Source organism: Flavimarina sp. Hel_I_48, from assembly GCF_000733945.1.
GTDB lineage: Bacteria > Bacteroidota > Bacteroidia > Flavobacteriales > Flavobacteriaceae > Leeuwenhoekiella.
Map to the genome: position 1 here is coordinate 505,136 of NZ_JPOL01000002.1, position 25,996 is coordinate 531,131.

Consider the following 25,996-nt stretch of genomic DNA (forward strand, 5'->3'; position numbering starts at 1 on the left):
ATACTTTATTTAAAATTTGACATTCAGACCCAGTGTATAAATACGGGGGGAAGGGTAACGACCATTGTCAATACCCGTTAAAAGAGCATCTTGATTAATGGATCCTATTTCTGGGTCGTAGCCAGAATAGTTTGTAAATGTATATACGTTCTGTAAGTTAGTATAGATCTTTAAGTTAAGAAGACCAAAGCGTTCAATAAGATCACGTGGGAAATTATATCCAAAAGAAATATTCTGAATTCTCAAGTACGAGCCATCTTCCAGAAAGCGGTCGCTATATCTAAAATTAGAGGTAGAAGCTGCGGAAGAAGCCGCGATGCGTGGCATATACTTATCACCACTTACAATCTCAACATTCCTATAATCATTGGGACCGTCTGGGTTTATCAACCCTAATTGTGCATACCCTAATGCGGTGTGAAGCAAATTAGTGTTTTCTCTGGGATTTTCTAAAAAGCGTCTTTGGTAGTTGACTACCTCGTTACCATATATACCAGATAACTGAACATTAAGATCAAAGTTTTTATAACTAAAAGAATTGCCGATACCATAGCTAAAATCTGGCAACGGATTGCCAATGTAATCACGATCTTGCTCATTGATAACCCCATCATTGTTAATGTCGTCAAATATATAATCTCCTATCCACACGCCGTTTTCACCAATAGCCAATCCTTCCGGCAAGGCTGTAGGCGTAATCTGATCCTCACCATTTCTATAATAAAAATCGGTAGCATCCTCAAAACGGCCTATCACTTTATAGCCATAAAACTGACCTATGGGTTTGCCAACCGCTGTTCTGGTAACGATTGTAATATCTGAACCTTGTTGAAGCGTCCTGTTAAGGATGCCTGTCTCTGTGGCCAGTCCAAGTACTTTATTCCTATTTAGTGTAAACACAAGGTTTGATCTCCAAGAGAAGTCTTTATTATCAATGTTTACGGTATTTAATGTTAATTCTATACCTTTATTTTCAAGCGAGCCGATATTTACGTAAGGCGCGGAAGTCGCACCCACTCCAGTAGTTCCCGAATAATCAGGATAAGGAGCAAGGAGTAATAAATCTTTAGTTTTCTTGTAATATATATCTGCAATAAATTCAATACGGTTATTGAACATGTTAAGGTCTACACCTAAATTACTTGAATAGGTGGTTTCCCATTGCAAATCTGGATTTGCTGTGTTTGATGCTAATAATCCTGCACCAAATGGTGTAGGTGATGCCGCATAAATGGAGGTAAATGCATAGTTGGGCACACTTTGATTCCCCACCGCACCATAACCTACACGTAGCTTTAAATTATTTATATATTCATTATCTTTTAAAAAATCTTCATTAGAGACTTTCCATGCTAAAGCGGCCGAAGGAAACCATCCCCAACGATTTTCTTTGGCAAATTTTGAAGAACCGTCATAACGCAGGGTAGTCGTTAATAAATATTTGTCTTGGAATGAATAAAAAGCCCTTGCAAAATAAGAGTTTAACGTACTTTTAAAACTAGCATTACCGTTCCTAGCGGTAGTGGCGTCACCTGCATTTAAATCTGTTGCCCCGTTTGTTAAATATCCCGAACGATAACCGGAAAGATTTTCAAAATTAGACTCCTGAAATTCCTGCCCTAAGATTGCATTGATCGTGTGATCACCAAATGAGCGGTCATAGGTCAATACATTCCTAACATTACGGTATTTATTATAGCTTTTGGTCCGGGTTCCTTCCCTTACGGTATTTATTATGGCGCCAAAAGTATAGGACGGATTAAACGTATATCCATTAGAAACACCGTAATCGATAGAGTATTCAGATCTTAAACTAAGTCCTTCAAAAAAGTCAATTTCCGCGAATGTGTTAGCTCGAATACCAGCGCTTTCACTACGATTATCTCTTAAAGTGGCAAGTCCTACCGGGTTATTTTGTGTGAACTCGTCAGTTGCAGGCCCGTCAAAGCTACCATCCGAATTACGAACAGCAACATTTGGCGTCTGCCTTATAGCTGTTAATATTAATGACTGGTCAGAAAAAGTAGTGTTCTGATTAATATTGTTAAAGTTGAAAGTGATACCCACCTTTAAAAAATCCTTCACCTGGGAATCAAAAACACCGCGCATATTAAAACGTTCAAAGGAAGAGCCCAAAGCAATACCATCTTGATCTAAATAGCCCAAACTCATTGAATAGGTATTTTTCTCATTACCGCCAGAAATAGATAAATTGTGACTCTGCATCATGGCTCTTGTAAACATTTCATCTTGCCAGTCTGTACCTTCCCCTAAAAGATCAGGACGTATAAATTCTGGATCTTGCTGAACAATACCTAAATCTGCACGTGTATTTTTATGAATGGCATACTCTCGAAGATTGAGTAGTTCTAAGTTATTGGGAATTTCCTGATAACCTATATAACTGTCAAGTGTAATACTGGCTTCCCCATTTTTACCTCTTTTAGTGGTGATAAGGATAACGCCATTTGCTGCCCGCGAACCATAAATAGCTGTAGCGGAAGCATCTTTTAATATATCTATTGAAGCTATATCCGCTGGGTTTATTGATGCAAAAGCATTTTGACCGGCCTGTCCCGTATTGCTATCTACGATAACCCCGTCAATCACAAAAATAGGTTCGTTAGATCCGGTTATCGAGCTTATTCCTCGAATACGTATGGACGAACTCGCTCCTGGAGCACCACTATTTTGTTGAATCTGAACTCCTGCAGCACGTCCCTGCAAAACCTGATCAATCGTTGTAGGTATAGACTCTTCTATAGCCTCACTAGATACAGATACCACAGCCCCAGTGACATCACTTCGTTTCATAGTACCGTAGCCTACAACAACAACTTCATCTAATGCAGATATATCAGATTCTAGGGAAGTGCTAATTTCAGTTTGACCGTTTACTTCAATCTCTTTGGTTTTAAAACCCACATAGCTAAAAACAAGTACCCCATCGGCAGGAACATTATTAATACTATAGATACCATCAAAATTTGTAACAACCCCGTTTGATGTCCCCTTAACAAGAACAGAAACCCCGGGTAGCGGTCCTGTATCGTCGTTAACTGTGCCGCTGACTGTAGCTTGCGCAAAGGCTGTAAAACTAATTAGACTTAAAAAAATAGCGAGGCAAAAACCCCGAATCTTTAAATTTCCTTTAGGTAAATGTTTTGTCATTTTCATAGTAATTGGGTAACAAGTTTTTAAACGTTGATAAAATAAAAAATATCCTACATCGATTGAGTTATTAAATATACATAAAAAATAAGTTACACAATCGATTGTGTTAAAAAATACAAAATGTTCGTTTAGTCATATTTATATTTGATACATACAATTAAATTTAAGTTAGGATTTATGGGAATCCGGTCTGTTGTCTATCTTCAGTAGGTTTTTTATGTTAAGAGAATATATCCCTAATAAAACTATCAATGATTTTATGGTCACCGTTTCTTAAATCAATCTAAACAATTATAAAAAGTTCAAAAGCTACACAAGAATTAGAACACCAGAGATTTTGAGTCTATACTGGCTTGAGACATCACTCTTAGCAATACTAATTCTGTAATTTTTTTAATTTAAAATAAACTTCCCAATATCTAATAATACAATTGTATTCCCTCAGCCACAGCAATTAAAAATATCCAAAAAAAAATACATCATCCTTTAAAAAGACGATGTGGGGTGGTGGCGTAACACATCATGAGAGATTTTTGAAATTTAAATACAAACCGCCTAATTGTAAATGATTTTGAAATTACTAGATCATTCATAGTATATTGAAAATATACCTTTAACCTTTTATAAATTTCATAGTGCCGCTTTTTTGTTTATTTATGATTTTCAAAAAATACACGCCCTGAGCTAAATGCTCTATATTAATACTCTTATTGGCTTTTCCAGAGTGCACTTTATTTCCTGCAGCATTGATTATTTCATAGTTAAACTGGTGCTCTACCCCTTTAATCAATAACACATTTTTAGAAGGATTAGGATAGACCATTATATTTTGGTTTTCAATGATATCACCTATGGAAAGTGTTTCTCCTGCCAGCACCACCGTCCCAAAAACGGAAGTATTCTGATATGCAGAATCATTGGTTGCATGCCATGAAAGTTTAGCATCCCGATCACCGCCGTCATCGTCATCATTGATCATAAAATCAAAACCTATCATCATCCCATCTTCGGTAGTAATCCCTAAGTTTGCCAGCGGAATTTTAGCTTCAAAAATATATCCGGTGTCCGTGCCCTGCATTACGTATGCTATACCTTCGGTTGAAATGCCGTTACTGGTTCCCACAAAATCGCCATCATCCCATCTGAATGTGTATTGCACATCATTTCCGGGCTCATATGTATTGGTTTTGCCATTATTTCCATCTAAATAAATCTCTATATTATCATCCTGATAAATCGCGTTTGGACTATCATTGAGCTTGATATCATCAGTGACTTCGGCGAGGATATACATAAAGGTATCATCCCAGATTACTTTTGCAATTCCGCTAAGGTCAGTCTCTTCAATGGAGTCGCCCAGTAAAACATTTTCCGCCTCCAATACATTGATCTTGGCATTTTCCCAGAGGTCATCAATCATTCCATCAATTTCCGGTGGTGTGGTCACTTTATAAACCGAACTTGGCGGTGTGGTAACCGTTATTTTTATAACGTTTGAGTAACCCAATAATCCTTGTGCATCTGTGGCTTTTGCAGAAAGTTGGTAGGTTCCCCCTTCAAGGTTTTCCCAGGTAAAGGCATAAGGCGCATCTGCATCTTCACCCAAAAGTTCTGCACCGTTAAAAAATTCAACCTTTTGTACATCATCATTTTCGTCTGAAACCGTAGCGGTGATAGTGACCGTTGCGGGTGCCTCAAAAGTGGCATTATCTTCAGGACTGTTGATCATGATATTAGGCGTGTTGGGATCTGTATCGGTCCAACCAGATATCCAGCTCCTATAATCTACCGTATCCCCGTAAGGATTTACACGAATTTCGGTCTCTGCGGAAGTATCGTCAAAAAGAAATTTATCTACGAAAGCACGAATGGACGGCTGCTCACTTTCTGGGATTGCGCAATGGTTGTGATCGCCATCTATATAAAACCCAAAACGGTCTTCAATACCCAAAGCTTTGTAGACCTCTTCGGTAGCCCGGGCAGAAACATAAGCGGAAGGATTGGCCAGCCATTCATAGCTGGTGTTGCCCGTAATAAGCAAAGCACGTGGAGCGACCATAGCCATAAGTTCGTGATGATCATGGGGCAAAATGCCAACCCGACCGTCAAATTTAGCGCCCATATTGGGTAAAAACCAGGAATAATTGGTATTGTCAATTTTTTCCACATTGCCTATGGTTTCAGAAACACGCCATGCCGGAGCGCCACCACCGCCAGATTCCTGCGCAATAGTGAGGGCAATACGCTCATCAAAAGCGCCGGCAAAAAGCGCCATTTTACCAGCATAAGAGCAGCCTGTAACGGCAATATGCGAGACATCTGCCCGCAACTGATCCTGAACCATTGCTATACCATCTATTAAACGGCTTACGCCCCATGACCAGGCGCTGTAATTGCCCATGAGATAGGTGTCTTCATCAGGGTGAAATTCTGGGTACAGTTTAAAATAAGGATCATCGGGATTCCTGGAACCCTGAGAATAGCTCACCACCTGATTATGCATAAAAGGAATCTTTATCACACCTTCAAAAAGAGAGTCAGGAAGGCTCCCTGTGGCACTGTTCATCCCTATTACAACGGGAAAAGGGCCGTCACCTTCGGGCATGGTTACCTGAGACGTGAGGGTTAGTGTTTCTCCATCTTTCATAACATTAACAGTAAGCACGCCATCTGCGTATGAAGCAGTGATATCCGCTGGCGCTATGGGTTTTAATCCAATTTCGTATTCCTGGATTTCGGCCTTAATTTCATTGCGCCTGCACTCCCAATCGCTAAACTGGGTAGAGCGGCCAATTCCGTTTGACCATGCAAAAGGATCGGGCAATTTCGGGATATTCTGAAGATCGCCAGGATCTGGCAACGGCGGCATGTTACAATTGGATCCCGTATTTTCAGAGTTATAGACCAACGGAAGTTGACCATAGCTCTCGAAAGCAATCAATAATACTAAAAGCACAGATAAAACGGTAAGTTTAGATGTAGTTTTCATTTCATTTTTGTGGTTAGTTATTAGATGGTTTTAATTATTTAAAAGCTTTGTATATTACGTTTAAAGTTAGCATATTAAAACCAATTACGAAATCGATTGCGTGTTTTTTTTGTGATTTTATTTTACCATAATGACACTTTAAATTTTATACTCAGTTGAATAGGAATTTCTATATTTTCAGCCATTTATCGTAAATCAAAAAAGCCATCTCAATATCAACTATTGGATGGCTCTGCTTTTAGGTTATGAATACAAATAAACTGTCTTAATATCCCGGGTTTTGATAATTAGTTAGTTCTGCCGGACTCATATCAAGTCGGTCCATTTGAATCTGCGGTATAGGCCTCAGATATAAATAAGGCTCGATGGAACGTGTAATCGTCTGAGCTTCATGATCTCCAAACTGACTACCTGCAATTTCATAACTACCTGCTATTTCCTCCCATTTTTGAGTACGGATCAAATCATACCAGCGATAACCTTCTCCATAATATTCTCTTGAACGCTCCGCCAAAATATAATTGATATCTATAGCGCTTGGGGTTTCTGATGTAAGTTGTTCACTAAAATCATCGTTCCGTTCTTCATTTTCTTTATTATCAAATGTCCATACACCAGCTCTCGCGCGCAAAACATTTACTAATTCCCTTGCGGTATAACCTCCCTCAGGGCTAGCACCTTTAACAACTGCTTCTGCCGCAATCAAATAAAATTCAGAAAACTTGGCTATGTTAAAAGGTCTTGTACTTGCTGCATTGGGTTGTCCCAGATCGTCACCTGTATTGGTTCTGTATGGGCCCAACTTCCAAAGGCCTGGATAAACAATTCTGCTTATATCTTCTGGCCCTATAACATAATCAGCCCTTCCTGGTAGAACGCCAGCGCCTACGTTGCTATTTCCCTGATCATCTGGATACACAATGTTTTCGCCGGGCTGCTCGTCTAGAAAAGTAAGAATTGCATCTCCAGGTGCTACCGGTAAATTATTGGCATTATAAAGAACGGTCTGGTCCACTTGCGCTTTTGGCCAGTTACCACGATATGCCGTAGTGAATGTACCATCATATCGCGAATCCTGATCTTTGTTTGCAAAGGTTTCGGTAATCGCACCAATGGTAGGAGCCATCCTCGTCCACGGTCTACCAAGAAATTGTGAATCTTCCCGCTGTACTGATCCTATGATGTCGCCACCTACGGGTGCGGTAGAACTTCTAAGGTTTGTATAATTCCACGTCATCATCCAGCCAGCAAAATTATCTGGTGCACCGCCGCTGCTGTAGGTTAGGCTTCCGCCATTATAAAATTCACTGGTTTCGGTATGATCAGCATAAAACAGAATTTCGCTATTTCGGTCATTTGCAGCATTATTTATGGCAAAAAAGGATTCCTGAAGAGCAAACGGGCCTGGATTTTCGATACCCTCAATAGATAAATCATATGCTTGCTGAAAATAGAATCGTGCATCGTTACCATCAGGATCTATCCTGTTCGTTTCAGGATAGGTAGGGATGTTATTCGGGTTATCCAACCACCATGCATAAGTTAAGTAGGCTTTTGCAAGATAAAGTCTCGCAAGGGTTTGAGTTGCCCCACCGGTAACACGAGGCTGGGTGGGGAGATTTTCAATAGCGGTCAGCAAATCTGGAAAGATCACACGCGTGTACACTTCGGGAACTGTATTTCTCACAGATGTACGTGTGGGATTTGTATTGAACATAAGTTCTCCAGCACCAAGGTCTAGCGGCACACCGCCAAAAGTCTGTACTAATAAGAAGTAATCAAATGCCCTGAAAAAATTGGCCTCTGCGGTCAACATGGGTGAAATTCCCACTTCCGCAGCATTTTCGATTACACCATTTGCGGTGTTGATATTAGAATAAGCCGCCGTCCACAATACATCAGCCCTACTATCCTGTGGCGTGATATTTCCCTGACCGGAAACATCCATAACAAGAAAGTTCTGATCTGCGCTTTGACCATAAGTGACCTCATCTGTACCGGTCTCTGTGGTATTATAAAAATAGGCCTGACCGTAAATGTTTCTCAAGTGCCCATACATAGAGGTTATACCCCCAATAACACCTGTTTCTGTTCTAAAAAAGCCAGGTTCGTATGTCGCACGCGGAGTTTCTTCAAGAATATCGCTGGAACAGGAGAGTGTAAACAGACCCAACATTACCGTAGATATCGTAACTAATTTTGTCTTTTTATAGTTCATGATTTTATTTTTAAAATTTAAGGTTTACCCCTAGTAAATAATTTCTGGTCGCTGGGGTATTTGTACCTATGGTAAGTAATCTTCTTTGATAATTAGATGCAGCTGCATTTTCATCCCCATAAGAATTTGTTACGGGATCCATACCTGATTCATCGTGATAGGGGGAAAACAAAACGAAGGCGTTCTGAACCGTACCGTAGATCCTTAGATTATCAACGCCTATATTTTCCAGCAGATCTTGATCAAAGTTATACCCCAGGGTTATGGTACGTACTTTTAAATAGGAACCATCAAAGTAGCCCAATGTTGAACCATATTTAGGATTATCACTACTGACTACCCCTCCTGGTTTTGGGTATTTGGCACCAGTATTTTCCGGAGTCCAGTAATCAACATCCACATTGCCCTGACGGCCACTCAAAAGATTGAGGTAGCCAGAGGAGCCGTATAACGTACTTATTAACGTACCGCCATCTTGAAAGGTACCCACCACATTGAAATCAAAATTCTTATAAGACAGACGGGTATTAAAACCACCTTGAAAATCAGGCATGGTATTACGAACTTGTCTATCATCAGGACCTATCTGTCTTACAGGAGTGCCATCATCATTGTACTCACCAGTGTAACGTACCTTTATCATACCAACGTTACCACCTGGTTCTAAAATATCCAGATAGGGATCACCCTCTTGCCACAGCCCTATTCGCTCATAATCAAATATTACATTAATGGGACTTCCCACAAACCAGCTATTTCCCTCATCACGTTCCTGACCAGATGCTAATGCAACAAGTTCATTCTGGTTAGAATAAAGATTTACGCCCAGATCCCAACTAACACCCTCTGGATTATCTATGATGGTACCATTAAGGGAAACTTCAAAACCTTTATTTTGTGTTTCACCAATATTGGCAGTATAGCCATCAACTCCTGCCGTAGGTGGTAAACCTACACCAAGTAAAATATCATTGGTGTTCGTGATGTAATATTCGGCAGTACCGGTAAGCCTGTAATTGAAAAGTGAAAAATCAACACCAAAGTTATAGGTAGTTGAATATTCCCAGCCCAACTCTGCATTCGGAAGTTGATTCACATAATATCCTACCGCATAATCGTCTGGACCAAAGTTATAAGGCCTTGTACTTAATAATCCCAAGGTAGAATAAGGATCAACAGACTGGTTAGAGGTTTCCCCATAACCTGCTCGAATCTTTAAGGAATTTACCCAGGAAACATCTTGCATAAATTTTTCATTACCTATCCCCCAGCCCGCGGAAATTGCTGGATAAGTGTTCCATTTGTATCCCTGTGCCAAACGTGAAGAGCCATCAAACCTAAAGGTAGCCGTAAGAAAATAGCGGCTGTCGTATTCATATTGTGCACGGCCCATAAAGGACATAAGTCCGCTTTTATAATACCCCTGATTGTTGGGATCCACAATAATTTCACCGGTAGCCTGCCCTAAATTGTAAAATTGAAACTGATCTGCAGGTATGTCGCGCGCTGCTATGTTAGAACTATTGAAGCTGGTCTGTTCAGCGGAATAAAGTCCTACAATATTTAGTTTATGCTTATCATTGAAGGTTTTATCATACGTCATGATGTTCTCAACGAGATAACGCGTTGTGGTGGAATTATTTATTGACGCTGTTGAAGGATTATCTGGTGTAGCACTAAAAACTCCCTGACCGGTATAATTACCACCGTTTGTATTTCTATAATTCAAACCAAGATTGATCCTATAGCTCAACCCTTCAACTCCCGGAATTTTCACTTCACCAAAAAAGTTGTTGTAAGAACCGAATTCCCTACTTTCATCTATCCATGAATCCCCAAGTCCCTCTATGCTTTCATGGGTATATACCCATTGATCCTGTAAGGGCATACGTATGATTCTTTTCAGGCTACCGTCCTCATTATAAGGATCTGCAATGGGAGAAGAAACCAAATTTCCGAAAACACCAAGATTTCCACCTTTTCTAACCGAATAATTGGTAACCGTAGAAAGACCAAAGCGAATATATTCACCTAGTTGATCATCAAAGGTCGCATTAAGCGAATAACGCTGAAAGTTTTGATCTGGAATCACAGCTTCATCCCTAGTATAACCCAAACTTACATTGTAACTTCCACTTGTTGTACCTCCAGAAACGGCGATATTCTGACTGGTTATCAAACTACTTTGATAATATAGGTCCTGCCAGTCTGTATTTATATTGTCAAACTCATCTGGACCATTGCTAAACTGTCCGGCTGCTTCGCGCAATGCGACAAATTTAGGACCGCTCATCATAGGGTATTTTCCGAAAACGGTTTTAAGACCAGAAAAGGAGTCGTAACTAAACTGTGCTTCGCCAGAGGTCTGGCCAGTGTTTGTGGTTATTAGCACTACCCCATTCGCACCGCGCGAACCGTAGATAGCCGTAGCCGAAGCATCTTTTAATATATCCAGGCTCTTAATATCATTAGGATTGATATCATTCAAAGAACCTGCGAAGGGAACACCGTTAAGAACAAGTAAAGGATCATTGCTAGCAGTCAAAGAACGCACTCCCCGAATACGGATCTGTTGCGTTGCGCCCGGTTGCGAAGACGTTTGCGAAAGCTGTACACCAGGTAAACGCCCAGTTAGCGCTTCTGAGACATTTACTGTGGGAACTTCCCGCAAAGCCGCACCGCCTATAGAAGCTACAGAACCCGTCACGGCCTCTTTTCTTTGCGTACCATAACCTATGACCACGACTTCGCTCAATGCTTGTGAATCGGCATTAAGAACAACGTCGATCTGATTCCTTCCATCTACGGGAACCTTACTGGTCTCAAAGCCAACATAACTAAAATTAAGCACCGCAGTACTTGATACATTGTTAAGGGTATAATTACCATCAAAATCTGTTACGGTACCATTTGAAGTACCGTCCACAATAACGTTTACACCTAAAAGGGGTGTGCTACCATCAGTAACATTACCGGAAACGGTGACCTCCTGCGCGTAAAACACCCCGGTTGTGAGTAACAAACAACTTGCAAATAGCAATTGTTTGAAACTTAAAAAAAATAGTTTTTTTCTTTCTTCCATTGTTTTTTAATTAAGCTGAATAGAGTTGGTTTTATTAATGTTATAAACACTAATTACTAGTGGAGCTAAATATACAAGAAATATTAAAAAACGCAATCGTTTGCGCACAAAAAGATGTAATTTAAGAATTACCAGTTCTGCACTTCGCAATTCTAAAACTTCGGTAATCAAACTCATTATTTATGAGATTGGACTGAAAAATTCAATTCTAAAAATTTTCAAAAAACACCTTACTTTACTGAAAATTGAATGAGAAAATATTTCAAAAATTTGAATTACAGTTTTTTAAGATATTTTTGGTTGTAAAAAAATTCATGTGACAGCTTTATCATCGTCATCAAAACTGAATAAATTTGGACTAAAACATAGCGATTTTTTACTTTTAAAATAATAGTGAAGCGAACCAATTGTCAGATTATAACAATCTTACCAAACATATATGGTGGCGGAATCTTAATAAAAACGCCTATACCAAAGCAATCGATTGTTATAAATTTTCAATAGTTTGAGAAAAATTAGAATTCCTTAAATTTAACTTCCACATATTAGGCTCTATATAAGCTGAATACGTAATATTTAAATTTAAGAAAACGATTGATATTTTTTTCAATATATTAGCTACCTAAAAGGTATAATTTATAAATGCAAAAAACTAACACTCAAAATAAATTCCAAAAATGATTCAGAAAAAAAATAGCTTTCTTGACAAACTTCTAATTTTCAGCTTATTATGTTCAATTATCAGCTGCAAAAATAACACAGATAAAGATTCCGTAGAATCAGACGAAAAGCAAACTGCTGAAGAAAAGAATGAAAATACCATCAAAGGTCCCCTGGCAACAGATTTGTACACAGCAGATCCCTCTGCCCATGTATTTAATGACAAACTCTATGTGTATCCTTCCCATGATTACGATTCGGGAATTCCAGAGGATGATTTGGGCAGCCACTTTGCGATGAAAGATTATCACGTATATTCCATGGATAGCGTAGGCGGTGAAGTTATAGATCATGGTATCGCACTGGATCTTCCAGACGTACCGTGGGCAAAAATGCAACTCTGGGCGCCCGATGCCGCTGAAAAAGATGGAACCTATTACTTATTTTTCCCAGCTAAGGATAAGGACAGTATATTTAGAATGGGCGTAGCTACAAGCAAGAACCCACAAGGTCCCTTTACTGCCGAAAAAGAGCCCATAAAAGGCAGTTTTAGCATAGATCCGGCAGTTTTTGAGGATACTGACGGAGAGTATTACATGTATTTTGGCGGGATCTGGGGCGGCCAGCTACAGCGTTGGTCTTCTGGAGAATATAGCAAAGAAGACACCTATCCTGCTGACGATGCTCCCGCATTACATCCCAAAGTTGCAAAAATGGGCGATGATCTGCTAAGTTTTGCAGAAACTCCAAAAGACGTTATAATTCTCGATGAGAATGGAAAAGAACTGACCACGGGGGACAATGACAGACGCTTTTTTGAAGCGGCCTGGGTTCATAAATACAAGGATAAATACTACTTTTCATATTCAACCGGTGATACACACAACATCGTCTATGCTACCGGAGATAACCCCTATGGTCCATTTACATATCAAGGTGTGCTATTGAAGCCGGTGCTGGGTTGGACAAACCACCACTCTATCGTAGAGTATAATGGTAAATGGTACCTTTTCTTTCATGACAGTTCCCTTTCAAAAGGAAAAACCTATTTGCGCAGCGTAAAAATGACCGAACTTCATTATAACGATGACGGTTCCATACAGACTATTGATGCCAAGGTAGAAAATCCATAAAACATTTCCTTTGAAAAAAATCAACTTATTACTGTTTATAGCGCTACAGTGCGTATTTAGCGTATCCAGTGCCCAGATCAAACTGCCAAAATTAGTTTCTGACGGAATGGTTTTGCAACGGGATACTCCCGTAAATCTCTGGGGCTGGTCAAAGCCACAGGAAGTGATTAGCATTGTTTTTGCCGAGAAGAACTACACCACAAGGGCAGACAGTGAAGGTAACTGGAAGTTAAAGCTAGATGCTACTCCTGCCGGAGGCCCGTACACAATAGCGTTATCTGCAAGTAATACAATAACGCTAAATGATGTTGTATTTGGTGACGTCTGGCTGTGTTCTGGCCAGTCCAATATGGAGCTGCCCATGTCTAGGGTAAGCCCTTTATATGAAGATGAAATTGCGAGTGCAAATAATGCCGAAATACGCTATTTTGAAGTGCCAAAAACCTATGATTTTAAGGAGGAAAAGCAAGATATTACCTTTGGTAAATGGGAAAAAGTTACTCCAGAGACCATTGAAAATTTTTCTGCTGTGGCTTATTTCTTCGCAAAAAACCTAAATGCCGAGTTGCAAGTACCGATTGGCCTTATCAATTCAAGTCTGGGCGGTTCACCGGCAGAAGCATGGATTAGTGAAGAAGGTTTGAAAAAGTTTCCTGAATATTATACTGAAGCTGAAAGGTTCAAAGACAACGACTTAATCGATTCTATTGAGCAAAGCGACCAGACGCGCCGTGATACCTGGTATAAAACATTGAATGATACTGATCAGGGAATCATTAATAACTGGAAGTCAGCCGACTTTGATTTCTCAGGTTGGAAAATAATGAATATCCCCGGCTATTGGGCAGCGACAGAAATTGGCGACAAAAACGGTTCGGTTTGGTTTAAAAAACAGGTAGAAATACCTAAAAAATGGCTAAATAGACCTATAAAATTACTCATGGGGCGCATTGTTGATGCAGATTCCATTTTTGTAAACGACACTTTTATAGGGAATACCACGTATCAATATCCGCCACGACGCTATGAAATTCCGGCAGGAATTTTACGAGATGGAAAAAATACGATAACCGTTCGTGTACTAAACGAGTCCGGAAAAGGCGGTTTCGTTGAAGAAAAACCATATAAGCTTGTAATGGATGAACAAGAAATCGATCTTCGTGGTAAATGGCATTATAAACTTGGATCTGAAATGCCCTTTCTTCAAGGACAAACTTTTATACGCTGGAAACCTGAAGGACTTTACAACGCGATGATCGCTCCATTTACCTCAATGAATTTAAAGGGTGTTATCTGGTATCAGGGAGAATCAAATGCGGATACACCAGCAGAATATCAAGAATTGTTTACCACTTTAATTGAAGATTGGCGCAGCAAATGGAACGCACCAGAATTTCCATTCTTGTTCGTACAGTTGGCCAATTTTATGGCTACAAAAGAAGAGCCGGGAGATAGCAACTGGGCACGTTTGCGGGATGCCCAACGGAGAACACTTGCAGTTCCCCATACCGGAATGGCAGTTACCATAGACATTGGAGAGGGCAACGATATTCATCCTTTGAACAAAAAAGATGTAGGCGATCGTCTCGCGCAGGCTGCAAAGCATGTAGCACACGGCAAAAATGTAGTTGCTGGAAGTCCGCTTTATGATTCTATGGAAATTGAGGGAGATACGATCATAATTCGTTTTAAAAACACCGGTAGTGGCCTTATGGCAAAAAACGGTAAACCCGGTTATTTTGCGATTGCGGGCGAAGATCAAAAATTCATCTGGGCAGATGCCGTTATTAAGGACGATAAAATATTAGTCAGTAGCCCGGCAATTAAAAATCCCGTGGCCGTACGCTACGGCTGGGCAGATAATCCCGAAGGAGCTAATATTTATAACAAAGAAGGGTTTCCTGCCTCACCTTTTAGGACAGATAACTGGTAGAATAAACTATACAAATTCAGTAATTTTCTATAGACTCTAAAAACAATTTAAATTTTATTTTAAAATCGCATAAAAACATATAAAAAAAGAACTAATACATTAGTACCCCGGATTCTGTTTAATATATGGATTGATTGATATATCTCTCTGCGGTATGGGCCATATGTATTTATAATCTTCAAAATTTCTTTGATAGTTCGGGTTGTCTTCATTAAATGCAGCAATGATATCCGCTAGATTTTCTGTCCGAATCAAATCGTCTTTACGATGCCCCTCGTGACTCAATTCCTTCTTTCGCTCTGAAAGTACAGCTTCCAAAAATTCTGTGGTCGTTAAATTGGCCGGCAAATCATATGATGTACTGCCATAAGCTCTTCTCCTTACTTCATTTACTGCATCATAGGCTTTCATGGTTGGACCATTTACCCTATTTTCGGCTTCGGCGATCATGAGTAGAATATCTGCATAACGCAATACTGGAAAATCTAAAACTCCCGAATTGCCAGCAGCTGAATCAAAAAATTTATAGGGACGCCAGTCTACTAGCGCTTCAGCATTTACCTCTTCCCCATTAACCAACTTGAAGGTAGCGATATTGGTATAAAAACGCGAATCTTTAAGATCAATGGGAAAGGTTACAGGTTGTTCAAATTGCTCTTCTTCTGTAAGATAAGAGAATATATAATCTTGATTAAGAAGTAAAATATCGTGGAGCACGGTACCTTGTGGCCCCCAGTAGTTACCATAAGTATTGTGCTCATTACTTTCTTCAAATTCTATTTTAAAAATTATTTCATTACCGTTTGTATTTCCTCGATTGAAAATAGACGCATAATTGTTTTCCAACTCAAAACTAGCCTCTATTTTATTAAGTTGTTCAAGAGCCTTTGCATAATTCTCAACTCTTTTGAGCGGAAAACCGGCCGATTGTAAGTACACCTTACCCAATAAAGCCTGCGCTGCTTCTAACGACGCTTTATCTGCCTGTTCAAACGGTGGTAAATAATCTTGTGCGAAAAGAAGATCACTTATAATTAAATCATACAACTCATTCCCTCCTTGAATAGTAGCAGAGGGATCATAGTCAAGAGTTCCTGAATATTCTGCGATCAAAGGATTACCGAACCTTTTAACGAGGTTAAAATAGAGAAGAGCGCGTAAAAAGCGTAATTCTGATTCAAAAACTTCCAGTTGGGATTCCGGTTTCTCTGCTCGAGTTTCATACAATTTATTTAAACCATAATTGATATCGTTGATCTGGTTATAATGTTCATCCCAAATAAGACTTATTATGGAATTATTAGAGTCAAAAGAATATCTATCCATCATAGGATCAGCCGCGTTCGGATTTACATAGATCATATCTGCACCTATATCCCCCCATGTATTTACAAAATAATGCGGCTTATATATCTCCTGAAGGTTTGCGTAAACATTACTCAAAAACTCCCCAAAATCAAGCGGGCTCTCTTCTACGGGATCAATATCTAATGTACTAAATTCCAAAAAGTTATCTTCATCTAATCTAACTTCAACCTCCACCTCAAAACTATAATAATCAGATACATTCATAAAAACAGTATAAGTACCTGGACTAATGTTAACAAACCGCACAATACCTTTTGAGTTGGTTCTTAGGGTTTGCGTTTTAGGTTCAGTATAGATCTCTATATTAGGTACAGGGTCTTTATCACCATCTATAATTCTAATTGTTAAGCTGGTGCTATTTTCTTCTGTGTCCGGGTTATCATCATCGTTAGTACACGCTGAAATTAGGAATAACGTAAAAAATAGGAAACTCAATCTGCGTATCATAAATGATTATTTTAACATGTTTAAAGTAAAGAATAAATTGATCAAACAGAATAACTTTCCCATTTCAAATTAACAGTAATATTATAATAATTTTAAAAATATAGCTTTACAACGACATATATTGTCCTACAAGGATTTTTAATTTTTTAACTAATAAAAAATTAGTTGGATAACCTTCAGTTTTTTAATATTCGCTTAGTTAATTTCAACGGTTGACTTTTTTTGAGAGTCGCTAATTAATTTTTAAATCTGAAATTTTAAAATGATGCTTTTAAGAAATGGAATTTATTAATGAAAACTAAAAAGCCCCATTTATCTCGCGATAAATGGGGCTTTTTCTAATTTATATTTTAAGGACTATCTGCCCAAAACCATTTTCAATGATTCTACGGTGTTGCCGGTTACTAAACGAACTATGTATGTTCCCGTAGTTAGGGAATTTACATTCAATTCATTGATTCCAGATACTCCCTCTTGTGAAAGGACTGTTTTACCAGATCCTATTTCTATAATCGAAATATTCACTTTAGAAGTAACTGTTGCAGGAATATTCAGTTGAACCGTTCCTCCTCTTGATGGATTTGGGTAAAGAACACTTTTACTTAGTGAAGCTGCAATTACGTCATCAACACCTAAGGTCATTTGTGCCTCAAAAGCACCTATATCCCTTCTCCCTCCAAATACCGCCTCACCGCGCTGATCAAGATCAGAATCATTAGGATTACCAGCATTATATGCTGCAGAACCTTGATTAAGGGCATGCGTCATCGTAGGTCCACCATTATCAGCTAGTGCTTCTAACATAGGATCAACAGGACTTTCTGCAGTACCAACCAGATCATTGGACTTTGCAGGAAAAATATCTGTATCATCCTGACCGATTAAATTGTAATCACTGGAAACATAAGTACCCGTGTTAGCTACATCCATTCCAGAAGAAGCGCTATTCATAGCAACAATTGTATTTCTAAGAGTACTTGTACTTCCTTCCGGAGTATCAATTCCACCACCTATACCCCCAGCATCATTAAATGCTATGGTCACAACATTTGCAAAAAGGGATCCGGCAAGATTATAAATTCCACCACCAGTACCATCCGTATTATTTCCAGAAATAGTGCTTCTTCTAATATCCATAGTTCCTGCGCCATTCCATAGACCACCTCCTTGATTTGAAGCGTAATTATTGCTAACTGTTGTCCCTTCGATCCAGGAATTACCAGGGCCAGTGATATGTAATGCGCCACCATTGCCTGGAGCAGACGCTGTACTGTTATCATCAAGGGTAACTTCCATAAGCCTTACGGTACCTATATTTTCTGAAGAATTATCCTCTATACCACCACCGGCGCGCATAGCTTCGTTACCAGAGATTGTAGTTGAATTGACTGTTAAATTACCTCCTGCTACATTTTGAATACCACCACCAGAACCAGAAGCACCATCAGCTTTATTGTTCATAATATCAGAGTACCAGACGTTGAGTGTGCCTCCATTGTTAAATAAAGCACCACCACCGTTAGTTGAATCATCACCACTCGCGATGTTGTTACTAAACATACTGGTATAAACAGTCATTGTCCCGGTACTATTCCAGTAAGCACCACCTTCGGCGGCAGCAAAATTACCGTTAGCGCTAGTATTGTTGGTTTCTATGCTTCCGTTTCCAGTAATGTGAATTGCACCTCCATTACCCGGAGCTGCAGTAGCTGAAAAACCATCTATGGAAACTCCCGCACTGTTACCGGTAAAGTCTGTAAAATCGATTTTGGTTATTGAAGTATCCAAAGACCAGTCCTCAATGGCTCCACCAGCACGGTTTGCTGCGTTATTTGTAAATACTACCGGATTACCTTCAGTACCCTTAATGGTAAGGCTCGTATTTACCGCCATAAGGACACCACCACCAGATCCACCATTTCCTGTGGCATAATTATCATGAAAATTTGTATCTCCGTTTATTACCAATATACCGTTATCGTTTGCAAAAATTGCTCCTCCACCTTTTATTTCCAAAGGATCGGCCACGGTACTTCCCTGAGCGATATTATCGTAAAATTCGGTTCCATTTATGGTCATGGTCCCGCTTCCGTTCCAAAGACCGCCGCCTTCGTTTGTAGCGATATTTCCCCAGACGTTACCACCTTCAAAATTCACTCCAGTACTACCGGTTATGTGAACACCTGCTCCATTACCAGGTGCAGCTTTGTCGAAGAAATTTTTACGTATAGAAGATGTGATCACATTTAATGTACCATCAATCATCTCGATTCCGGCACCGGCACGGTTGGCATCGTTTTCTGCAATATGGGTGTTTTCCATAGTAATTGTTCCGCCATTACTTAAGATACCCCCACCAGAACCTGAGCTTCCGCTTGCATGGTTAAAAAACAACTGAATACCGTTTTCCATAGTTACCACACCACCATTATTATAGAGTCCGCCACCGCCATTGTTGGCCATATTCCCCGAAGCAGTGCTTTGGTTTACTATAACACTGTCCTTTAAATTCATTGTCGCACCGGCTTGATTCCAGAATGCTCCACCATCGCGTGCAGCCCTGTTTCCACTATATATACCACCTAGAATGTTTATCGTAGCTGCACCACTCACATGGAGTGCGCCACCATTACCTGGCGCTGCATTATTGGTATCAAAACGGTTATTTGTGAATTTACACATAATCATGTCAAGACTACCTTCAACAATTTCGACCGCACCACCGGCACGATTGGCCACATTACCTACAGCCCTAACGTTAGTAAGGGAAACGGCACCTGCCGTACTTAATAAAGCACCTCCAGAACCGGAAATTCCGTTGGCAATATTACCGGCGAACTCTGTATCTTCTGATATATTTAAGGTGCCGCCATTATTATATACACCACCACCACCATGATCTGCATCGTTACCTGAGGCGATATTGCTCAAAATTTGAACATCTGCAATATTCATGATACCAGTACCATTCCACAGCGCACCGCCTTCAGAAGAGGCGATATTGTCTTTGTATACACCACCACTGATAGTGATATTACCAGCCCCGGTAATATGAATTGCACCACCATTTCCAGGAGCAGCCGTTGCGGGAGCAACACCGGCGTTATTACCGGTAAAATCTGTGTCTGTAAGGGAAATACCCAGAAGATCGCCATAATCACCTTCTATTGCGCCCCCGGCACGATTTGCTCGGTTATTTTGAAAGGAGGAGTTTAAAGCGGTCAATTTAGCGCCCTCCCTTACTAGAATAGCCCCACCAGAACCTGATGCTCCATTTGCAATACTGTTTGAAATGGTAACATTATCGAGCATAAGCTCTGAACCTGCTACCATAACTGCACCGCCATTGTCTGCCATACCATTGGTAAGTGTTATATCCTTAAGTGAAGTGGTTCCCGAAGAAATAGTAAAGATTCTCGAATTTGAACCTGCATCAATGGTTACATCTCCTGTAATTGTAAGATCTTTATCAATACTGATCTCACTATTCAGGTCAATGGAACTGACTGAGAATGTAATGGTTCCGCCGGAGGGAGTATCGTTGATTTCAACACGCAGTGTCCCGTCAGAGCCATCATCTGCCCCGCTGGTCACTACCTGTGCATGACTTACGACCGTAAAGGCGATACAGGTTAAACAGCAGTAGATAAAATTGCTTAAAGTAGTTCGTTGTTTCATAATTGTTATTTTTGGTTACTTATAACATTTACGATACTACTATTGCTTAAGTTTTTGGTTTATAGTTAATTATATTACAATGATTATTACGCAATTACACATAATCGTCAATTAAATACCGATTATCTTAAATAATTCTCATAAGAATTATTTTATCTCAACTATTTATAAAATACACGGAATCAACTATTTAAATTTTAGATCCGATTTTGCACTTTAATTGGAGATGACTATACTTAAAAATATTGAATATAACCTTAGAAGTAGCTTTTATGAAAAATAAAGGCAATATAATACCCCATACTTCAAGAATGAATTGAATGAGCCGTCTCAAATTCTCTTTATAAACCACTACTAATTGTAAGTATTATTTCAAAAAATACCATCTTCTCAATAAAATCTTTACTTTCGTTGTATTCATTATTCCATTAAGCTTCACTTTTGCAATTGACTCTTAAGTATATAGTATGTTTTTCGTTGTTTTTGAGCCTTACTTGTTCTAATGCTCAGGAAATTGCGTTGCTTCAATATGAAGGCGGGGGCGACTGGTATGCCAATCCCACCTCCCTACCCAATCTAATCGGTTTTTGTAATAAAAATATCGGGACAAAATTAGCTACAAAACCACCTACGGTCAAAAGTACAGATCCTGGTATCCTGCAATATCCTTTTGTGCATATGACCGGCCACGGAAATGTATTTTTTTCTGATGATGCGGTGATAAATCTGCGGAATTACCTGATTAGTGGTGGTTTTTTATATATTGATGATAATTACGGAATGGATCAATACATTCGGCCAGAGTTAAAAAAATTATTCCCCAACGCAGAACTTCAAGAACTGCCTGCTGATCATGCACTTTTTAATACCGCCTTTACGCTACCTGATGGGTTACCAAAAATTCATGAACATGATGGCAAACCCCCACTGGCGTTAGGGATTTATGAAGAAGGAAGGTTGGTCTTGCTGTATACGACCGAGGCCGATCTGGGGGATGGCTGGGAAAATCAAGAAGTACACAACGATCCAGAAGATGTGCGATTAAAGGCTTTAAAAATGGGTGCAAATATTATTAAATACGTTTTTGAGAATTGATATACAGGCAGCTTAGGCATGAAGATATGGTTCTACAGAAGACTGCTACTTCTATAATCGTGGTATGCGACCGTGTTACAAGTCCTGCAAATGCAGGGGCCATTATCCGGCTTTGCGATGCCTTTGGGGTCCATCAGTTGATTTTTTGTGGAAATACCATTAATTTAAACAGCAACAGACTTAAAAGAAATTCGAGATCCGCTGAAAATAACGTAGAAATTCTACATGATCAAAATATAAATAATCTCCTGCTTCGGCTTAAAAAGGATAAGTATAAACTGGTAGGCCTTGAAATTACCTCAACCAGTATACCCATTCAACATTCTAATACACAAAATAAAAATACCGTACTGGTTCTGGGCAGTGAAAGAAATGGAATAGATAACCAGGTTTTACTTCTCCTTGACGAGACTTTACATATTACAATGTTTGGTAAAAATAGCAGTATGAACGTGGGTCACGCCGCCGCGATTGCACTTTATGAAATAACAAAACCCCTCCCCCATGAAAATCAAGTCAAAGATAATCGCTAACGGCATATTACGCGCTGTGGGCATCCTTGTTGCCATTCTCTTATTATTACTTTTCATTTATGAAGTTCAATCAGTGATCGCATTTGTTGTGATTGCCATGGTTATCTCGCTTATAGGAAGGCCTATCACAAAATTTTTAAAAGACAGGTTCAAATTTAGCCCCTCGCTTGCGGCAGTTTGTACCATATGTATCGTCATCGCTTTTATTGTGGGTATTCTTGCTCTTTTTGTTCCTATCATGATAGATCAGAGCGAGCATATCAGCAAAATAAATTTTGATGAGGTCAAGCATCATATTAATCGCCTCAATGTAGAATTGAGTCAATCTGTGGGCGTAGATCAGGTCACATTGATACAAAGTTTGCGCGAATCTGCTTTCTTACAGAACTTTGATGTTTCCGTCATTCCGTTGTTTTTAAATAGCTTGATAAGCAATCTTAGTTCCATGCTTATTGGTTTGTTTTCGATCATATTTATATCCTTCTTCTTTTTGAAGGATAGTGAGTTGTTGCTCAATAGTTTCCTTGTGCTTTCTAACCGTGGTGATGAAAATAAGTTTCGCCATGTTTTTCATAAAACAAAGCACCTCCTCTCCCGTTATTTTATAGGCCTATTTTTACAACTGCTCATTATATTTATACTGTATTCCATAATCTTGTTGAGCTTTAAAATACCGAATGCAATGGCCATCGCACTTTTCTGCGCCCTGCTGAATGTCGTACCTTATATAGGGCCACTCATTGGTGGTATGGTCATGCTTGTACTGGTAGTTTCGGGATATTTTACGGCAGACTTTGAGTCGGTTATCCTTCCCAAGCTCATATACGTTTTTGTAGGTTATTGTATTGTACAGCTCATTGACAACTTTGTAAATCAGCCGCTCATTTTTGGGAACAGTGTAAAATCCCATCCGCTTGAAATTTTTCTTATTATTATTATTTCAGGATTGCTTTTTGGCATTGTGGGCATGGTTGTGGCCATTCCCGTTTACACGGCGATAAAAGTTGTTGCAAAAGAATTTCTTTCGGAATATAAAATTGTTCAAAAGTTAACCGAAAACCTCTAAAACCTTTGAATTTACACCTACTTTTGCCTGAAGTTCAGGATTATCTGATCGCTAATGAACAGACAGATCTCTCCCGCTTTATCCTATCCGGAAGTCCCTTTGAGGATATCAATATCCAAGAACTCGCCCAACAACTAGAGGGTCTTCAAAAAACCAAAGAGAAATTGCCTTCCTGGCACGGAACAGCTGGGATATTTTTTCCAAAGAAAGTCAATCTGGAACAGACCTCCAGCGAACGTGCAGCTGCTTACAAAGCTTCATTGTTAGACGGAAATACGCTTGTCGACCTCACGGGCGGTTTAGGTGTGGATTCCTACTTTTTCTCGAAGAAAATGAAGCATGTGGATTACTGTGAGATCAATGAAGAGCTGGCTTTTATTGCTGCGCACAATTTCCAAAAGCTAGATGCCGGTTCAATTTCGCTAAACACACAAAATGGAATTGATTTTTTAAAAAAGCAGACCTCTTTTTATGACGCCATATACCTGGATCCTTCTCGTAGGGACAATGCTAATTCTAAAGTCTTTTTATTGAAAGACTGCGAACCGAATGTGCCGGAGCATATTGATTTTTTACTGAGCAAGGCAGAAAAAATAATGGTAAAAACAAGTCCGTTATTAGACATAAAAGCGGGTCTTGACGAATTAAAGGCAGTATCTGAAATACACATTGTAGCGGTAAAAAATGAAGTAAAAGAGATTTTATGGATCTTAAAAAATGACAATTTACCTTCAAAAATCACCCTTTTTACGGTAAATATTACACCAGATACAGCTATTTCTACCACTGCAGATTATTATGAAGCGCTACGTAGTGAACCCACATTTGCCCCACCGCAGCGTTATCTTTATGAACCCAATGCAGCACTTATGAAAAGTGGCCTGTTCAACTGGATCAGCGCTTTTTACAAAGTGGACAAACTACATACTAATACGCATCTGTATACCTCTGATGCCTTAATAGAATTTCCGGGTAGGCGTTTTGTTGTCAATAATACTATTCCCTACTCAAAAAAAGCGGCAAGTTTTTTCAAAGGAAAGAAGGCAAATATTACCACGCGAAATTTTAAGGAAAGTGTTGCCCAACTACGTAAGCGCTTCAAGATCAATCAGGGTGGGGACAATTATCTCTTCTTCACTACCTGCGAAGACCAGGCGCAGTATATAATAGAATGCAGCAAAGCTTAAGTATTTTGCGATTCGGGTTTTAAGATCAAATAGAACGCAAGCCAAATCTGCTTTTAAGGAAAGCAAAAAATAAAAATGCAGAACAGTTTCTAAAATTGATAAACAGCCGCATTGATGTTCATACCTGCACCCACCGAGGCAAAAACAACAAGGTCGCCCTTTTCAATAGTATGCTCCTCAAGTTCTCCCTTTAATATCAGATCTAAAAGCGTGGGAATCGTTGCCACCGAAGAGTTTCCAGTCCATGAAATGATCATGGGCATAACTTCGTAGGGAACATCATTTATACCGTATAAACTATACAACCGTTCCAGGATCGCATCGTCCATTTTACCATTGGCCTGATGGATAAGAATTTTCTTGACCGAACGTATATCTTTCCCACATTTTTCAAGACAGGCCTTGATGGATTTTGGTACGGTTTCCAGTGCATATTGGTATAGCTTCCTGCCGTTCATTTTGAGATAAAGATCATCTGCCTTCTCATTCTGAGCGTTGTAAGAGCCCGCCATTTTGAGCATTTGGGAATATCTATACGTATCTGAACGGGTTTTGTGGGCTAATAGGCCTTTGTCAACTTCTGTACTCGCTTCAAGAATGGTCGCTCCCGCACCATCCGCGTAAATCATACCATCCCTGTCATGCGGGTCTATCACTCGCGAAATCGTTTCTGCGCCTATAACCAGAATTTTCTTGGCATCTCCAGATTTTATAAAATAATCTGCCTGTATGATGGCCTGCAACCAACCTGGACAACCAAAGGGAAGATCATAGCTTATGCATTCTGGATTTTTTATTTTAAGACTGAATTTTACCCGGGAGGCAAGAGCAGGTACCATATCTGTACGGTTGCTCCCGTGCTTTACATCGCCAAAGTTATGGGCGACAATTATATAGTCAAGTTCCTCAGGATCTATAGCCGCATCTGCAATGGCCTTTTGGGCAGCTAAAAACGCGATATCTGAAGTTACCTGATCGTCCTGAACATACCGGCGTTCTTTAATGGTTGTGATCTCATAAAATTTATTGATCACATCCTGATTATCCTTATCTAATTTTCTACCATTAGTTTCATAAAACTCATGTTTCAGGAAATCAGTATTGACGATTTTTTTTGATGGCAAATAGGTCCCGGTTCCGGTAATCACGCTGTGCAGGGGGTTATTCATACATTAATTTGAAAAAAAATTGATCCTATTGAGTTTATATGTTCAATGGAAACACAATTAACGGTTATACTGTTTTAAGGCTATTATTTAAAATCCTGATGCGGAAGGTACATTTATTTTCTTACGCATATATACTAAAAGGCTGAACTTACAGTATCTAAATTGAATTATAAAGTCTAACATGCTGATTTTCATTACCTACACCATATATATTTGCTCATGTTGAAAATCTGAGGTCTTTTTATCCATCCTTCAAGGATAACC

At 39.4% G+C, this 25,996-nt stretch carries 13 protein-coding genes; 6 read left to right on the top strand and 7 right to left on the bottom strand.

Going from position 1 to position 25,996, the window contains the following annotated elements:
* Nucleotides 1-9: 9 nt before the first annotated feature.
* The 4 genes from P162_RS02360 to P162_RS02375 all read right to left on the bottom strand — a co-directional run bounded on the left by P162_RS02360 (nt 10) and on the right by P162_RS02375 (nt 11,463).
* Nucleotides 10-3,171 carry a SusC/RagA family TonB-linked outer membrane protein gene (locus tag P162_RS02360; protein ID WP_031425589.1) on the bottom strand — a complete coding sequence of 1,054 codons (3,162 nt, stop codon included), beginning with the start codon at nt 3,169-3,171 and terminating at the stop codon, nt 10-12.
* 616 nt (nt 3,172-3,787) lie between these two features.
* A complete protein-coding gene (locus P162_RS02365; protein ID WP_081868360.1) occupies nt 3,788-6,163 on the bottom strand; it encodes a sugar-binding protein in 2,376 nt (791 codons plus the stop codon).
* A gap of 265 nt (nt 6,164-6,428) precedes the next feature.
* Nucleotides 6,429-8,381, bottom strand: a complete 1,953-nt coding sequence (locus P162_RS02370) for a RagB/SusD family nutrient uptake outer membrane protein (protein ID WP_031425591.1) — start codon at nt 8,379-8,381, stop codon at nt 6,429-6,431.
* Nucleotides 8,382-8,391: 10 nt separating this feature from the next.
* Nucleotides 8,392-11,463, bottom strand: coding sequence for a SusC/RagA family TonB-linked outer membrane protein (locus P162_RS02375; RefSeq protein WP_051907744.1), 3,072 nt, complete (start codon nt 11,461-11,463; stop codon nt 8,392-8,394).
* Nucleotides 11,464-12,140: 677 nt separating this feature from the next.
* Between P162_RS02375 and P162_RS02380 the strand changes: the two genes are divergently transcribed.
* On the top strand, nt 12,141-13,256 hold the full coding sequence (locus tag P162_RS02380; RefSeq protein WP_031425593.1) for a glycoside hydrolase family 43 protein: 1,116 nt from the start codon (nt 12,141-12,143) through the stop codon (nt 13,254-13,256).
* 10 nt (nt 13,257-13,266) lie between these two features.
* On the top strand, nt 13,267-15,189 hold the full coding sequence (locus P162_RS02385) for a sialate O-acetylesterase (protein WP_031425594.1): 1,923 nt from the start codon (nt 13,267-13,269) through the stop codon (nt 15,187-15,189).
* Between the two features lie 99 nt (nt 15,190-15,288).
* On the opposite strand, the gene P162_RS02390 is transcribed toward P162_RS02385, so the two are convergent.
* Together P162_RS02390 and P162_RS02395 are read right to left on the bottom strand one after the other, a co-directional pair.
* The gene (locus tag P162_RS02390; RefSeq protein WP_031425595.1) at nt 15,289-17,004 is read right to left on the bottom strand and encodes a RagB/SusD family nutrient uptake outer membrane protein; all 1,716 of its coding nucleotides are present in this window, start codon (nt 17,002-17,004) and stop codon (nt 15,289-15,291) included.
* A gap of 357 nt (nt 17,005-17,361) precedes the next feature.
* On the bottom strand, nt 17,362-20,682 hold the full coding sequence (locus tag P162_RS02395; RefSeq protein WP_051907745.1) for a choice-of-anchor Q domain-containing protein: 3,321 nt from the start codon (nt 20,680-20,682) through the stop codon (nt 17,362-17,364).
* A 441-nt stretch (nt 20,683-21,123) separates the two neighbouring features.
* On the opposite strand from P162_RS02395, the gene P162_RS02400 reads away from it, so the two are divergent.
* The 4 genes from P162_RS02400 to P162_RS02415 are packed head-to-tail and all read left to right on the top strand — an operon-like array spanning nt 21,124 to nt 24,563.
* Nucleotides 21,124-21,777 carry a DUF4159 domain-containing protein gene (locus tag P162_RS02400; protein WP_081868361.1) on the top strand — a complete coding sequence of 218 codons (654 nt, stop codon included), beginning with the start codon at nt 21,124-21,126 and terminating at the stop codon, nt 21,775-21,777.
* A 26-nt stretch (nt 21,778-21,803) separates the two neighbouring features.
* On the top strand, nt 21,804-22,310 hold the full coding sequence (locus tag P162_RS02405; RefSeq protein ID WP_031425599.1) for a TrmH family RNA methyltransferase: 507 nt from the start codon (nt 21,804-21,806) through the stop codon (nt 22,308-22,310).
* Nucleotides 22,282-23,376 (top strand): AI-2E family transporter, encoded by a 1,095-nt coding sequence (locus tag P162_RS02410; RefSeq protein ID WP_031425600.1) that lies wholly within the window; start codon nt 22,282-22,284, stop codon nt 23,374-23,376. Before P162_RS02405 ends, P162_RS02410 begins: the two co-directional genes overlap by 29 nt.
* 5 nt (nt 23,377-23,381) lie before the next feature.
* Entirely contained in the window at nt 23,382-24,563 is a 1,182-nt protein-coding gene (locus tag P162_RS02415; RefSeq protein ID WP_031425601.1) for a THUMP-like domain-containing protein, read from the top strand.
* Between the two features lie 89 nt (nt 24,564-24,652).
* Here the strand turns inward: P162_RS02415 and P162_RS02420 are convergent, their stop codons facing one another.
* Nucleotides 24,653-25,732, bottom strand: coding sequence for a 3-oxoacyl-ACP synthase III family protein (locus P162_RS02420; RefSeq protein WP_031425603.1), 1,080 nt, complete (start codon nt 25,730-25,732; stop codon nt 24,653-24,655).
* Nucleotides 25,733-25,996: the final 264 nt, after the last annotated feature.

Coding starts and splice junctions, on each gene's coding strand:
- P162_RS02360 (WP_031425589.1), bottom strand. CDS start 3,171: ATGACAAAACATTTACCTAAAGGAAATTTAAAGATTCGGGGTTTTTGC.
- P162_RS02365 (WP_081868360.1), bottom strand. CDS start 6,163: ATGAAAACTACATCTAAACTTACCGTTTTATCTGTGCTTTTAGTATTA.
- P162_RS02370 (WP_031425591.1), bottom strand. CDS start 8,381: ATGAACTATAAAAAGACAAAATTAGTTACGATATCTACGGTAATGTTG.
- P162_RS02375 (WP_051907744.1), bottom strand. CDS start 11,463: ATGGAAGAAAGAAAAAAACTATTTTTTTTAAGTTTCAAACAATTGCTA.
- P162_RS02380 (WP_031425593.1), top strand. CDS start 12,141: ATGATTCAGAAAAAAAATAGCTTTCTTGACAAACTTCTAATTTTCAGC.
- P162_RS02390 (WP_031425595.1), bottom strand. CDS start 17,004: ATGATACGCAGATTGAGTTTCCTATTTTTTACGTTATTCCTAATTTCA.
- P162_RS02395 (WP_051907745.1), bottom strand. CDS start 20,682: ATGAAACAACGAACTACTTTAAGCAATTTTATCTACTGCTGTTTAACC.
- P162_RS02405 (WP_031425599.1), top strand. CDS start 21,804: ATGGTTCTACAGAAGACTGCTACTTCTATAATCGTGGTATGCGACCGT.
- P162_RS02410 (WP_031425600.1), top strand. CDS start 22,282: ATGAAAATCAAGTCAAAGATAATCGCTAACGGCATATTACGCGCTGTG.
- P162_RS02420 (WP_031425603.1), bottom strand. CDS start 25,732: ATGAATAACCCCCTGCACAGCGTGATTACCGGAACCGGGACCTATTTG.